At 71.5% G+C, this 12,321-nt stretch carries 15 protein-coding genes and 1 tRNA gene; 11 read left to right on the top strand and 5 right to left on the bottom strand.

Going from position 1 to position 12,321, the window contains the following annotated elements; all coding sequences use genetic code 11:
* Nucleotides 1-45: 45 nt before the first annotated feature.
* Nucleotides 46-1,683, bottom strand: coding sequence for a helicase HerA-like domain-containing protein (locus BU197_RS13040; protein WP_188268417.1), 1,638 nt, complete (start codon nucleotides 1,681-1,683; stop codon nucleotides 46-48).
* A gap of 96 nt (nucleotides 1,684-1,779) precedes the next feature.
* Here BU197_RS13040 and BU197_RS13045 point away from each other — a divergent pair, with 96 nt between their 5' ends.
* Together BU197_RS13045 and BU197_RS13050 are read left to right on the top strand one after the other, a co-directional pair.
* Nucleotides 1,780-2,076, top strand: coding sequence for a type II toxin-antitoxin system VapB family antitoxin (locus BU197_RS13045; RefSeq protein WP_015034993.1), 297 nt, complete (start codon nucleotides 1,780-1,782; stop codon nucleotides 2,074-2,076).
* A gap of 174 nt (nucleotides 2,077-2,250) precedes the next feature.
* A complete protein-coding gene (locus BU197_RS13050) occupies nucleotides 2,251-2,880 on the top strand; it encodes a LytR C-terminal domain-containing protein (RefSeq protein ID WP_188268418.1) in 630 nt (209 codons plus the stop codon).
* Between the two features lie 299 nt (nucleotides 2,881-3,179).
* Here BU197_RS13050 and upp read toward each other — a convergent pair whose 3' ends face one another.
* On the bottom strand, nucleotides 3,180-3,815 hold the full coding sequence (gene upp / locus BU197_RS13055; protein WP_188268419.1) for a uracil phosphoribosyltransferase: 636 nt from the start codon (nucleotides 3,813-3,815) through the stop codon (nucleotides 3,180-3,182).
* 93 nt (nucleotides 3,816-3,908) lie between these two features.
* Between upp and BU197_RS13060 the strand changes: the two genes are divergently transcribed.
* From BU197_RS13060 to BU197_RS31310, 9 genes are all read left to right on the top strand, one after another.
* Nucleotides 3,909-4,313 (top strand): hypothetical protein, encoded by a 405-nt coding sequence (locus BU197_RS13060; RefSeq protein ID WP_188268471.1) that lies wholly within the window; start codon nucleotides 3,909-3,911, stop codon nucleotides 4,311-4,313.
* Between the two features lie 228 nt (nucleotides 4,314-4,541).
* Nucleotides 4,542-5,072, top strand: coding sequence for a hypothetical protein (locus BU197_RS13065; RefSeq protein ID WP_188268420.1), 531 nt, complete (start codon nucleotides 4,542-4,544; stop codon nucleotides 5,070-5,072).
* A gap of 242 nt (nucleotides 5,073-5,314) precedes the next feature.
* Complete coding sequence (gene tadA / locus BU197_RS13070) at nucleotides 5,315-5,743, top strand: tRNA adenosine(34) deaminase TadA (RefSeq protein WP_223182490.1); 429 nt, start codon at nucleotides 5,315-5,317, stop codon at nucleotides 5,741-5,743.
* Nucleotides 5,744-5,810: 67 nt separating this feature from the next.
* Nucleotides 5,811-5,895 (top strand) — tRNA-Ser (locus BU197_RS13075).
* Nucleotides 5,896-6,466: 571 nt separating this feature from the next.
* Nucleotides 6,467-6,631 carry a hypothetical protein gene (locus BU197_RS13080; protein ID WP_188268421.1) on the top strand — a complete coding sequence of 55 codons (165 nt, stop codon included), beginning with the start codon at nucleotides 6,467-6,469 and terminating at the stop codon, nucleotides 6,629-6,631.
* Between the two features lie 9 nt (nucleotides 6,632-6,640).
* A complete protein-coding gene (locus tag BU197_RS13085) occupies nucleotides 6,641-6,934 on the top strand; it encodes a Dabb family protein (RefSeq protein ID WP_188268422.1) in 294 nt (97 codons plus the stop codon).
* 233 nt (nucleotides 6,935-7,167) lie between these two features.
* On the top strand, nucleotides 7,168-8,157 hold the full coding sequence (locus tag BU197_RS13090; RefSeq protein ID WP_188268423.1) for an RNA polymerase sigma factor SigF: 990 nt from the start codon (nucleotides 7,168-7,170) through the stop codon (nucleotides 8,155-8,157).
* 233 nt (nucleotides 8,158-8,390) lie between these two features.
* Nucleotides 8,391-9,296, top strand: coding sequence for an RNA polymerase sigma factor SigF (locus tag BU197_RS13095; protein ID WP_188268424.1), 906 nt, complete (start codon nucleotides 8,391-8,393; stop codon nucleotides 9,294-9,296).
* Between the two features lie 723 nt (nucleotides 9,297-10,019).
* Complete coding sequence (locus BU197_RS31310) at nucleotides 10,020-10,298, top strand: hypothetical protein (RefSeq protein ID WP_317452022.1); 279 nt, start codon at nucleotides 10,020-10,022, stop codon at nucleotides 10,296-10,298.
* Here the strand turns inward: BU197_RS31310 and BU197_RS30435 are convergent.
* The 3 genes from BU197_RS30435 to BU197_RS13115 all read right to left on the bottom strand — a co-directional run bounded on the left by BU197_RS30435 (nucleotide 10,279) and on the right by BU197_RS13115 (nucleotide 12,299).
* Nucleotides 10,279-11,289 carry an alpha/beta fold hydrolase gene (locus BU197_RS30435; protein ID WP_223182471.1) on the bottom strand — a complete coding sequence of 337 codons (1,011 nt, stop codon included), beginning with the start codon at nucleotides 11,287-11,289 and terminating at the stop codon, nucleotides 10,279-10,281. The genes BU197_RS31310 and BU197_RS30435 overlap by 20 nt on opposite strands.
* Nucleotides 11,286-11,858 (bottom strand): TetR/AcrR family transcriptional regulator, encoded by a 573-nt coding sequence (locus BU197_RS13110; RefSeq protein ID WP_188268426.1) that lies wholly within the window; start codon nucleotides 11,856-11,858, stop codon nucleotides 11,286-11,288. Before BU197_RS13110 ends, BU197_RS30435 begins: the two co-directional genes overlap by 4 nt.
* A gap of 102 nt (nucleotides 11,859-11,960) precedes the next feature.
* Nucleotides 11,961-12,299 (bottom strand): hypothetical protein, encoded by a 339-nt coding sequence (locus BU197_RS13115; protein ID WP_188268427.1) that lies wholly within the window; start codon nucleotides 12,297-12,299, stop codon nucleotides 11,961-11,963.
* Nucleotides 12,300-12,321: the final 22 nt, after the last annotated feature.

Here is a 12,321-nt window from a genome sequence, read left to right on the forward strand (position 1 = left end):
ACACCGACCGGGCGGACCGCCGCACCGACCGGGCCGGCCGTGTGATCAACGCCGTCGGCGGGCGGTTCCGAAGAGCGAGCGGCTGATCTCCCGGCCCAGCTGGGTGCCGACCGAACGCGCCAGGGACTTGAACATCCCGCTGCCGACGACCTGTTCGACGAGCGAGGGCTCCTCCTCCGGGGCCCTCGCTTTCGTCCGCCCGGACCCGTAAGGGGGATCCGGGACCGGCCCGGAAGGGGCCCCTGATCCCGACCCGTACGGGGACCCCGAGGCGGCCCCCGGACCCGAGGCGGGCGCGGACCCGGCCGTCTCCCGTTCCCCCTCCGTCAGCTTCTCGTACGCCGACTCCCGGTCCACCGCCTGCGCGTACCGCCCGTACAGCGGCGAGCCCTTCACCGCCGCGTCCAGGGCCGCCGGGTCCACCGGCCCCATCAGCGACTCCGGAGCCCGCAGCCGGGTCGCTGCCACCGGGGTCGGCGCGCCCCGCTCGCTCAGTACGGTCACCACCGCCTCGCCCGTGCCCAGACCGGTCAGCACCTCCTCCAGGTCGTACGGCGAGTTCGGGAAGGTCCGTACGGTCGCCTTCAGCGCCTTCGCGTCGTCGGGGGTGAAGGCGCGCAGCGCGTGCTGCACGCGGTTGCCCAACTGCCCGAGGACGTCGGCGGGAACGTCCCTGGGCGTCTGCGTCACGAAGAACACCCCCACGCCCTTCGACCGGATCAGCCGAACCGTCTGGGTGATCGACTCCAGGAACGCCTTCGACGCCCCCTTGAAGAGCAGATGCGCCTCGTCGAAGAAGAACACCAGCTTCGGCTGGTCGAGATCCCCGACCTCCGGCAGATCGTGATAGAGGTCCGCGAGCAGCCACATCAGGAAGGTCGAGAAGAGCTGCGGCTTGTCCTGTACGGCGGGCAGTTCGAGGACCGAGACGATCCCGCGCCCGTCCCGCGCCGTCCGCAGCAGCTCGCCCGTGTCGAACTCCGGCTCCCCGAAGAACTCCCCCGCACCCTGCTGCTCGAAGGCGGTGAGCGAGCGCAGGATCACCCCCGCCGTCGCCGTCGACAGACCGCCGATTCCCTTGAGTTCGGGCTTGCCCACATCCGATACGAGGAACGCCGCCACCGCCCGCAGGTCCTTGAGGTCGACCAGTTCGAGCCCCTTGGCGTCGGCGTAGTGGAAGATCAGGCCGAGGGACTGCTCCTGGGTCGGATTGAGCTGGAGCACCTTCGCGAGGAGGACCGGGCCGAAGCCGGTCACCGTGGCGCGGACCGGGATGCCGGGACCGGTGCCGCCGAGCCCGTAGAACTCGGCGGGGAAGCCCGTCGCCCGCCACTCCTGCCCGACCTGTCCGGCCCGTTCCCGCGCCTTCCCGCTCTCCGCGCCCGGCGCCGAGATCCCCGACAGGTCGCCCTTGACGTCGGCGAGGAAGACCGGCACCCCGTGCGCCGACAACTGCTCGGCGATCAGCTGGAGCGTCTTCGTCTTGCCGGTCCCGGTGGCGCCCGCGACGAGCCCGTGCCGGTTGAGTACGGCGAGCGGAATCCGGATCGGCGCGTCCGGGTGACAGACGCCGTCCCAGAGGAGCGCCCCCAGTTCGAGTGCCGCGCCCTCGAACGCGTATCCGGCGGCGATCTCGGCGGCGGGCCCGACGGGCACCTCGGGCGGCTGCTCGCTCGCGCTCATCACGGCACCCCAATTCCGATTCGTCCCGGTTCGCACCAGCATCCCACTGCCCGCGCATGGCTGCGCCGGGAGCCGCTCGACCGGTAGGCTTTCCGTGTGATCTTCAAGCGCATCGGAAACGGAAAGCCGTATCCCGACCACGGCCGGGAAAGCACCCGCCAGTGGGCGGACGTCGCCCCGCGCCCGGTGCGCCTCGATCAGCTGGTGACCACCAAGGGCCAGCTGGATCTCGAAACGCTGCTCGCCGAGGACTCCACCTTCTACGGCGACCTCTTCGCGCATGTCGTGAAGTGGCAGGGCGACCTCTACCTTGAGGACGGGCTGCACCGCGCCGTCCGCGCGGCGCTCCAGCAGCGGCAGGTGCTGCACGCCCGCGTCCTGGAGATGGACTGACCCGTCCGGTCGACCGGTCCAGGTGATCGGTCCCCGCGACCGATCCCGGCGATCGGCCCCGACGATCGGCCCGGTCGCGTCGGCTGACCCGTTCGGGGATGGTTCGCCCCCATCCGGACGCGATCACATGATCATCAAGTAGGCATCCCCGACGGGCGGCACTACGCTGCGTTCATGAGCATGCTCACTCCCCCAGGAATGGGCGGAAAGTACCGCGTCACAGGGGACACTTACCCCCGCATGCGCCGCCCTCGGCGCCGCCGCAGGCTCGTCCTCGCGGCCGCCGCAGCCGTGGTCGTGCTCGGCGGGGCCGGCTGGGGCACGCTCCAGCTCGTGGACGTCTTCTCGGGCGACGAGGGCAGGAAGACGGCGGCCGGAAAGCAGGCCGACTGCAAGCCCGAGCCCCAGGCGACCACCGCGACCGCCGCCACCCGGCCGAAGCCCGCGCAGATCACGGTGAACGTCTACAACGCGACCCCGCGCGGCGGTCTCGCCAAGGCGACGGCGGACGAACTCAAGAAGCGCGGGTTCAAAATCGGCAAGGTGGGGAACGCACCCGCCGCCTACGACAAGAAGGTCCCCGGCTTCGGGCTGCTGCTGGGCCCGCCCGGCGCCGTCAAGGGCGCTTTCCCCGTCCTCGGCACCCAGCTCAAGGGCGCCGCCACCAAGACGGACACCCGGGCCACCGCCGACGTCGACCTGATCATCGGGACCGCCTTCAAGACCCTGGACCCGAAGGCGACTGCGGACGCGGCCCTGATCGCCCTGAACAAGCCCGCGCCGCTCCCGACCGGGAAGTGCTGAGCCGGTAACGACGGAAAGGGCGGGCCCGTACCGACCGGGCCCGTACCGCCCGGAAGGACGGGTCTGTACCGACGGGAAGGACGGGTCTGCACCGCCCGGAAGGACGGGCCCGTACCGACGGAAAAGGCGGGCCTCGGCGGGCCCGCCCTTTTCCGGTCGCACGGAGAATCGGCACTTCCGGTTCCGTTTTCACGGTCCTACTTGACGTATTCGGGTCACGCGGTGGAGCCGTCCGGCCGAATTCGTCGAATCGGCGGAGCCGTACGCCTGAGGCGGTGCGTGTCGTACGTCCGGAGTCGTTACTCGGCGGAGCCGTACATCCGGTCGCCCGCGTCGCCGAGGCCCGGGACGATGTAGCCGTCCTCGTTGAGGCGCTCGTCGACCGAGGCGGTGACCACGGTGACCGGGGTGCCCGCGAGTTCCCGCTCCATGACCTCGACGCCCTCGGGGGCGGCGAGGAGCACCACGGCGGTCACGTCGTCGGCGCCGCGCCGGATCAGCTCCTTGATCGCCGCGACCAGCGTGCCGCCGGTCGCCAGCATCGGGTCGAGCACGTACACCTGGCGGCCCGAGAGGTCGTCCGGCATCCGGGTGGCGTAGGTCGACGCCTCCAGCGTCTCCTCGTTGCGGACCATGCCGAGGAAACCGACCTCGGCGGTCGGGAGCAGCCGGACCATGCCGTCGAGCATGCCGAGACCGGCGCGCAGGATCGGGACCACCAGCGGACGCGGGTACGACAGCTTCACGCCGGCCGTGCGCGTGACGGGGGTGTCGATGTCGACCTGCTCGGTCCTGACGTCCCGGGTCGCCTCGTAGGCGAGCAGGGTGACCAGCTCGTCGGCGAGCCGCCGGAAGGTCGGGGAGTCCGTGCGCTTGTCGCGCAGCGTGGTGAGCTTGTGGGCGACCAGCGGGTGATCGACGACGTGGAGACGCATGACTCCACAGTAAGCCCGCCGCGCACTGGCATCGACCCACGCCACTGGGGGAAGGTGGGAGCACGGGGACCCAGCGATGGGGTGGAGTGACCGATGCCCGACCTGGAAGAACCGGCCGAGGAAGCCGCCGAGGGGGCGGCCCGTACGCCGGAACCGAGACCGGAGACCGAGCCGGGACCGAAGCCGGGCCCGAGGACGGAGACGACACCGGGGACGACGCCGGAACCGGAGACGGGAAAGGGGCCGCAGACGGGGCCGGAATCGGGACCGGCGCGGTCCGAACCGGCTGCCGAACCGGCTGCCGGAGCCGCTGCGGAACCGGCGACGGGACCCGCCGTCGACGCGGGGCCGGAGACGGACGCGGAGCGTCGCAGGCGCCGCGCCCAGTTCCTCCGCGATCTCCACGAGGCGAAGGCACTGCGCGAGCGCGTCCAGCCCCGGCGCGCCCGAGCGGCCAGGATGCGCCAGGCCATGCGGATGCGAAGCTTCCGCTGGTGAGCGCGCCGGAGCGGCACCAGCGTGTCGCCCCCGCAGCACCCGGCCGTGCGCCCCCCATGTGCGCCGGGGTCGCACGACCACCCGATCGCGGGGTCGTTCAGACTGATGCACGACGCAAGAGCCGAAGACCTCTCCTGGGGGCTTGGTTTCTGTCACGATGCCGATTGGGCGGGGCATCAGCAGGGCGCCGCCGGATCGTCACACCTCTGATCAGTGGGAGAGAGTCAGGTGTACTTCGCCGCACTGCTCGCGCGCACCGAAGACGGGTGGGAAGCGAGCGACACGGAGCTCGACGACGTGGAGACCCTGTCGGATCTGACCGAGCTGGCCCGCGAGGCCTCGGACGACGACACGGTGATCGTCTTCATCGAGCAGGAGGACGCGTGGTTCGGGATCGTACGGATCGAGGGTGAGGAAGACCCTCGCGTCTACGTCTCGGACGGCGCCGCCGCCGCCCGTTCCTCGTACGGGGAGATGCTCACCCGGGAGATCCTCGGCGACGAACTGGGCGATCTCGACGACGAACTCGAATCGCTGGACCTCGACGGAACGGAGGACGGTGAGCCGCTCGACGACGACACCGACGACGACGGACGGGACACCCCGTCCGAGGCCGTTCCGGCCGCTCCGGTCGGCGACCGCCTGATCCTCGCGGACCTCGGCATGTCGGCGGCGGAGCTGCTGGCGCTCGACAGCGACGCACTCGCGGAGATCGCGGAGGCGCTGGGCGCCGGAGAGGTCCTGGAGGCCGTCCGCTAGTGATCAGCGCGGTCCCCGTCCCCGACTCCGCGAGCGACCCCTTGGGCGAGGGCGCGAGCGGTTCCCCCACCGCCCCCGAGGCCGACCCCCGAGAGGGTCCCCTGGGTGATCCCGTACGGGACCCGGAGCCCGTACGGGACCCGGCCGCGGCCCCTGTACAGGACGCGCGCGTCGAGAACCCCGTACGGGACCCCGTGGGGGATCCCGTAGAGGACCCCGTACGGGATCCCTGGCGGGAGGCCATGCGGCTCGCCCTCGCCGAGGCCGACGCGGCGGCGCCCGCCGGTGACGTGCCGGTCGGCGCGGTCGTGCTCGGCCCCGACGGCGCCGTGCTCGCCCGCGCGCACAACGAGCGGGAGGCGGCGGGCGACCCCACCGCCCACGCCGAAGTCCTCGCGCTGCGCCGGGCGGCGGCGGCCACCGGCGAGTGGCGGCTGACCGGCTGCACGCTCGTCGTGACCCTGGAGCCCTGCGTGATGTGCGCGGGAGCCCTCGTCCAGTCGCGGGTCGAGCGGGTGGTCTTCGGCGCCGTCGACGAGAAGGCGGGCGCGGCGGGCTCCCTCTGGGACCTCGTACGCGACCGGCGGCTCAACCACCGTCCCGAGGTGATCCACGGCGTGCTCGGCGAAGAGTGCGCGCAGCAGCTCACGGCCTTCTTCCGGACCCGCTGACCGGCACCCCGACCTGCGGCTCGATACGGATTTCATCGCAGCCCGAACTTCGGCTAAGCTCTCTCTCGGTAGCGTGTCCGAGCGGCCGAAGGAGCTCGCCTCGAAAGCGAGTGTGGGGAAACTCACCGAGGGTTCAAATCCCTCCGCTACCGCTTCGATCGAAGGGCCCGGCGCATCAGCGCCGGGCCCTTCGGCGTACACGGACGCGGACATACGGATACGCGGACATACGGGTATGCGAGCACGGCTGCCCACGGACCCCGGACACCCCGCGTACAGGCCCTCATAGGCATACAGGCCTACGGGGTCTACGGGCCTGAGGGTCTACGGGGTCTACGGGGTCTACGGGAAAGGCCCCGGACGCGCGCTCAGGGGGAGCGCGTCCGGGGCCTGGTCCCCACGGGCGGGGAACCCGGGAAGGAGGCCGGGGGGAGCGGCATCGGGGGGACAAGCCGCTCCCCCCGATGAGAACCGGTCCTACAAGTCCTGCGCCGCAGTCAGGGGGAAAGCCGGCGGCGCGGACCCCGCAGTGCGGGCCGGTTCCGGGAGCCCCTCGGATTCCTGCCAGATCCGCCGGGCTCGACATCCATACTGCTCGCCCGTCACCCTTCCGGAGGTCGGCAAAAGGCCCCGATCTCCGGGCCCTTGGTCCATAAACACTCGGTTAGAGTGGCGCGGTCGCACGGCGGTGACACAGGCGGGGGAACCAGGGGAGGGCCGGCCATGGCGCAGGCGAAGAAAGTCGCGTTGTACATGCTGATGGCCTTCGTGCTCTACACGATCGTCACCTCCCCGGCCCGTGCCGCCGATCTCGTACAGATAGGGTTCGAAGGCATTTCCAGCGCCGCCCGGAGCGTCGGCCAGTTCATGACCGAACTCATCAACTAGGAGCACTCCGTGATCCGCCATCTGGTCCTTTTCAAGCTCGACGAGGGCGTCTCGCGGGACGAGCCGCGCGTGGTCGCCGCCGTGGAGGCGTTCCGCGCACTCGGCGGCCTGATCCCCGAGCTGCGGTTCTGGGAATGCGACTGGAACATCACGGACCGCCCGATCGCCTACGACTTCGCGATCAACTCGGCCGTCGAGGACAAGGAAGCGCTCCAGCGCTATCTGGACCACCCGGCCCACCAGGCGGGCGTCGCCCAATGGCGCGAATTCTCCACTTGGGTGATCGCCGACTACGCGTTCTAGGCGTCCAGGACGCCGACCGGGCCCCCCGCCGTCGAGGCGGGGGGCCTTTTCCATGCGTGGCCCCTGTCTTTCCGTCACGATGCGCTCAACACGTAGTAATGGGGTGCTTGCACACAGTGGGCATCTCTTGTGATGCTATGACCGCTTTTGACGGATGAGTTGACCGCTGTGGAACCAGTGGGACCAGTGAAACCAGTCGACGGACCAAGTCCAGCCGGAGGGGTGGCGTGAACGTGCCGGCCAGTGCAGCGCCCCAGGTCCCACCCCAGCAGGACCAGGTCCCGCCCCGGCACGACCCGGCCCCGCCCCGGCACGAGACAGACGAAGCGGAGCCCCCCGGGACCTCCGACGGCGCACGCCCCGATGCCGCACGCCCCGACGGCACCCGTCCCCAGAGCCCCCGCCCCGACGGCACCCACCCCCCAGGCGCCCACCCGCAGCACACGCGCCCCCCGAGCACCCGGGGCGCCGACACCCGCGCCCTCACCCAAGTGCTCTTCGGACAGCTCAAGGACCTCGAACCCGGCAGCACCGAACACGACCGGGTGCGCGGCGCCCTCATCGAGGCCAATCTGCCCCTCGTGCGGTACGCGGCGGCCCGCTTCCGCTCCCGCAACGAGCCCATGGAGGACGTCGTCCAGGTCGGCACCATCGGCCTCATCAACGCCATCGACCGCTTCGACCCCGACCGGGGCGTGCAGTTCCCCACCTTCGCCATGCCGACCGTCGTCGGCGAGATCAAGCGCTACTTCCGCGACAACGTCCGGACCGTGCACGTACCGCGCCGGCTGCACGAGCTGTGGGTCCAGGTCAACGGCGCCACCGAGGACCTGACGACCGCTCACGGCCGCTCCCCCACCACGGCGGAGATCGCCGACCGGCTGCGGATCGGCGAGGACGAGGTGCTCGCCTGCATCGAGGCGGGCCGTTCGTACCACGCCACCTCGCTGGAAGCCGCGCAGGAGGGCGACGGGATGCCCGGACTGCTCGACCGGCTGGGCTACGAGGACCCCGCGCTCGCCGGAGTGGAACACCGCGACCTCGTCCGGCATCTGCTCGTCCAACTGCCCGAAAGGGAACAGCGCATCCTGATGCTGCGCTACTACAGCAATTTGACCCAGTCTCAGATCAGTCAGGAGCTGGGCGTCTCCCAGATGCATGTGTCAAGGCTGCTTGCCCGGAGCTTCGCCCGGCTGAGATCCGCAAACAGGATCGAGGCTTAACCGGAACGGGTAACACTTCGACCCGGCTCCCTCAACCCCCAAATGCCGCACACCCCTTGTTTCCTGCGGATATGCGTCAACGCTGTGTCGACAAGTCACTACAGCGTGTTGCCGACATGTGACATTCTGCTGGAACCGAGTTTGCCGCAGCCCCGCCGCCGGTATTCAGGTGGAAGCTGCGTTCCTCAGATGGTCGCGGCCACCGCGACCGTCCGCGACCTCAAGGGGGTGGCATGTCCACAGAACTGGGCAGCTCGAAGGTGCTCACGCTCACGCCCGTTTCCGTGCCCGCGCAGCCGACGGCAGCCGCCTCGACCGCCGGTGCGGAGACCGCCCCGCCGCCGGTGGACGTGCCGTCGGGAGCCCTCGACACCCGCACCCTCTCCCGCTCCCTGTTCCTCCGGCTGCGCGCCCTCGACGCCGAGGAAGCCGCCGCCGACAGCCCCGAGCGCACCTACGTCCGCGACACCCTCATCGAGCTGAACCTGCCGCTCGTGCGGTACGCGGCGGCCCGCTTCCGCTCGCGCAACGAGCCGATGGAGGACATCGTCCAGGTCGGCACCATCGGCCTGATCAAGGCGATCGACCGCTTCGACTGCGAGCGGGGCGTGGAGTTCCCGACGTTCGCGATGCCCACGGTCGTCGGCGAGATCAAGCGCTTCTTCCGCGACACCTCGTGGTCGGTCCGCGTCCCGCGCCGCCTCCAGGAGCTGCGCCTCGCCCTCACCAAGGCCAGCGACGAACTCGCCCAGAAGCTCGACCGCTCCCCCACCGTCCCCGAACTCGCCGCCGTGCTCGGGGTGTCGGAGGAGGACGTCGTCGACGGGCTCGCGGTGGGCAACGCGTACACCGCCTCCTCGCTCGACTCCCCCTCGCCCGAGGACGACGGCGGCGAGGGCTCGCTCGCCGACCGCCTCGGCTACGAGGACACCGCGCTCGAAGGCGTCGAATACCGCGAGTCGCTCAAGCCGCTCCTCGCCAAACTGCCGCCCCGCGAGCGGCAGATCATCATGCTGCGCTTCTTCGCCAACATGACCCAGTCGCAGATCGGCGAGGAGGTCGGCATCTCCCAGATGCACGTCTCCCGGCTGCTCACCCGCACCCTCGCCCAGTTGCGCGACGGTCTCATCGCCGACTGACCCGGTCGGCCGACTTCCGCGAAACCCTCCCTTGGTGACGGGGCGTCAGTCACACTGGCGCCCATGAGGCGAAGGAAGCCGGTACTCGTGGCGGTGGCGCTCTGCCTCGGCGGCGCGCTGACGGCCTGCGGCGGCGGAGACGGCGGGGGTTACGCGGCGGCGGGCGCGGGCCCCTCCCCCGGCGGCGCGGCCACCCCGTCCGGCACGGTCACCCTGATCCCCCTGGACGGCCCCACCCCGGGCGGCGACACCTCCAGCACCTCGTCCCCCTCCCCCACCACGACACCCCCCTCCGGCACGGGCCTGAGCACCGGCACGGAGCGGGGCGCGGCCTACGGCCCGGACGGAAACGGAGACCGGAGCGCGGGCAACGGCCCGGACGCACCCTCCGGACCGGGACCGGGACCGGGGACACGTACGGGAGCCGGTACGGGAGCCAGTAGGGGTACGGGCAGAGGTGACGGCACCAGTACGGGTCCCCGTACGGGCCCAGACGCGGGTACGGGTTCGGGATCAGGGGCCGGTACAGGTACGGGATCAGGTACGGGATCAGGGTCAGGTACGGGTTCCCCGGCGAAGCCGGGCCCTGGCGCGCCCCCGGCACCCGCGCCGACCTCCCCTACGGGCTCAAGGCCCGGCACCCCTTCCCCGACCCCTTCGGCACCGCCTCCGGGGCCCACGCCCGGCAGTCCCGCGCCCGCGCTCCTGAGCGTCTCCGCGCCGGTGCTCGCCGACGGGGACCGGCGCTGGTGCGAACGGGTGACCGTCACCTTCCGCAACAGCGGGGGTACGGCGGCCCGGACCGGCACGGTCACCTTCGCCACCCATGTCATCGGCGCCCTCGGGGTCGACTGGGCGACGCTCGTCTCCACCCGCCCGCTGCCCGGACCGATCGAGGCGGGGGCGGCGCGGACGGAGACGTACACCGTGTGCGTGGAGTCCTGGCGGGTGCCGCTCGGGATGCGGATCGACACCCGGGAGGTCACCGTCGCAGGACGGTGAGCAGCACCTCCGCGAACTCCGCCGGGCGCTCCGTACAGCCGATGTGTCCGCCGGGGAAGGTCGCTTCCACCGCGCCGGTCAGCTCGGCGAGCCGCCGGGCCGGACCGGCGAGGGCCGGCTGCCCCGCGGATTCCTCGCCGACGCCCAGGACCAGCTTGTCCGCGGCGGCCCTGAGACCCGCGACCTCGGGAACGGAGGAGGAGTAGGGGACCAGGATCCGCTCCAGAAAGAAGGGAGTGTTGGCCATCATCCGACCGGCCGCCTCCCGGATGCTCGCGGGCAGCTCCCGCACGACGTCGGACTCGGGGACTCGTGAGTTCTCGGGGACTCCTGAGTTCTTGGGGACTCCTGAGTTCTTGGGGACTCCTGAGTCCTCGGGAGCCCCGGAGTCCTCGGTGACCGCAGCGATCTCGCCCTTCCCAGTGACCTCTTCAGCCCCACCGACCCCATCAGCCCCCTTCGCCTCCCGCCCAGCGGAAGGCTCCTCAGCGGGCCCCGCCCCGAATCCCTCCGCGAAGCGGGCCATCGCCGGGCCGCTCCCTGCCGTCCGGGACAGCTCGGCGACCTCGGCGAAGAGGCTCCGGTACGGCTCCGGGTCGGTGAGGAGACCGAGCAGCGGCGGCTCGTGCGCGACGACCTTCCGCAGCCGGTCCGGGTGGCGGGCCAGCAGATCGAGCGCGACGATCGCGCCGGAGCTGCTGCCGAAGACGTACGCCTCCCGGTCCGGGGTGAGGTGATCGAGGAGACGGGCCGCGTCCTCGCTCCCCTCCCGGACCAGCTGATCGGTGACGGGCCCGTCGAGCGGGCTGCGACTCAGACCGCGCGGGTCGTACGAGACGACCGTATGACCGGTCATCGCGAGGAGGTCCGCCATCCCCGCGAAGATCCCGGCGTCCCCGGCGCCCCCGGGGATCAGCAGCAGCACCGGCCCACTGCCGCGTGTCTCGTGGTGCAGGGTCGCGCCGGGCACCTTGAGCGTTCCGTGGTTCATGAACCGTTCCCCCAGTTCTCCAGCAGGATGTGCAGAGCGTCGAGAGAGCGGGCCCAGGACTCCGCGACGGGCCGCCCGTGCGAGAAGCCACCGCTCAGCTCGATGTGGACGTATCCGTGGAAGGTGCTGCGGAGCAGCCGTCCGGCGTCGACGAGGGCGTCGTCCGTAAGCCCGTAGGCGCGGAGCATGCCGTGCGTCAGCTCGACGGCGCGCAGGAAGACGGCGGTGTCCTCCACCTCCGCCTGCTCGATCCGCTGCTGTGTCGCCGCGTAGCGCCCGGGGTGCGCGAGGGCGTAGTCACGATAGGCGTCGGCGAAGGCGGCGAGCGCCTCCCTGCCGGACCGGCCGGCCACTGCGGCGCCGATGGCGTCGTTCATCTCGCCCGAGGCGAACAGCGCGAGCCGCACCCGCAGCTCCCGCAGGTTCCTGATGTGCGAATAGAGGCTCGCGTCCCTGACGCCGAAGCGGCGGGCGAGGGCCGAGACGGTGACCCGCTCGAAGCCCTGCTCGTCCGCCAGTTCGGCGGCGGCCCGCACCAGCCGCTCGACGGTGACTCCCGCACGCACCACGGACCGCTCCCCTCCCCGAGGCTCATGGAACCCCTAGGGCCCCTAGGGGAAAAGCTAGCACCCCTAGGTAGTGGTGTCAGGGTTTCGGGTGACGCACCCCGGTCAGGCGCTCCGAGAGCGCCGAGAGCCGTCGTCCCCGGGCGGGATCGGCCGCCGAGGCGGAGAGCCGCACCCGGTCGGGGTGCCGCGCAGCTCCCCGGGGCCGTCCGGGCCGAAGAACTCGCCACCGTCCGGCTCCGGCACGGTCGCGGCCCACAGCTGCGGCAGCACACCCCGCTCCGGGCGCTGGGCCGGAAGCGGGGGGCCGATCCGGCCGAGGAACAGCCGGGTGAGACCGGAGGTGTCCCGGGTCCGGAGACGGGTGGCGGTGTAGCCGGGGTGCGCGAGCAGGGCGCGCACCGGGCTCGCGACCCCGGTCAGAGAGAGGGGGCTCGCCGACACCGGCGAGCCCCCTGTCAGTGGC

It is taken from the genome of Streptomyces sp. CBMA291 (assembly GCF_014596525.1).
GTDB lineage: Bacteria > Actinomycetota > Actinomycetes > Streptomycetales > Streptomycetaceae > Streptomyces.

Bases quoted from the DNA above. Each gene is read 5' to 3' on its own strand.
- BU197_RS13040 (WP_188268417.1), bottom strand. From the start codon at position 1,683: ATGAGCGCGAGCGAGCAGCCGCCCGAGGTGCCCGTCGGGCCCGCCGCC.
- BU197_RS13050 (WP_188268418.1), top strand. From the start codon at position 2,251: ATGAGCATGCTCACTCCCCCAGGAATGGGCGGAAAGTACCGCGTCACA.
- upp (WP_188268419.1), bottom strand. From the start codon at position 3,815: ATGCGTCTCCACGTCGTCGATCACCCGCTGGTCGCCCACAAGCTCACC.
- BU197_RS13060 (WP_188268471.1), top strand. From the start codon at position 3,909: ATGCCCGACCTGGAAGAACCGGCCGAGGAAGCCGCCGAGGGGGCGGCC.
- tadA (WP_223182490.1), top strand. From the start codon at position 5,315: ATGCGGCTCGCCCTCGCCGAGGCCGACGCGGCGGCGCCCGCCGGTGAC.
- BU197_RS13080 (WP_188268421.1), top strand. From the start codon at position 6,467: ATGGCGCAGGCGAAGAAAGTCGCGTTGTACATGCTGATGGCCTTCGTG.
- BU197_RS13095 (WP_188268424.1), top strand. From the start codon at position 8,391: ATGTCCACAGAACTGGGCAGCTCGAAGGTGCTCACGCTCACGCCCGTT.
- BU197_RS30435 (WP_223182471.1), bottom strand. From the start codon at position 11,289: ATGAACCACGGAACGCTCAAGGTGCCCGGCGCGACCCTGCACCACGAG.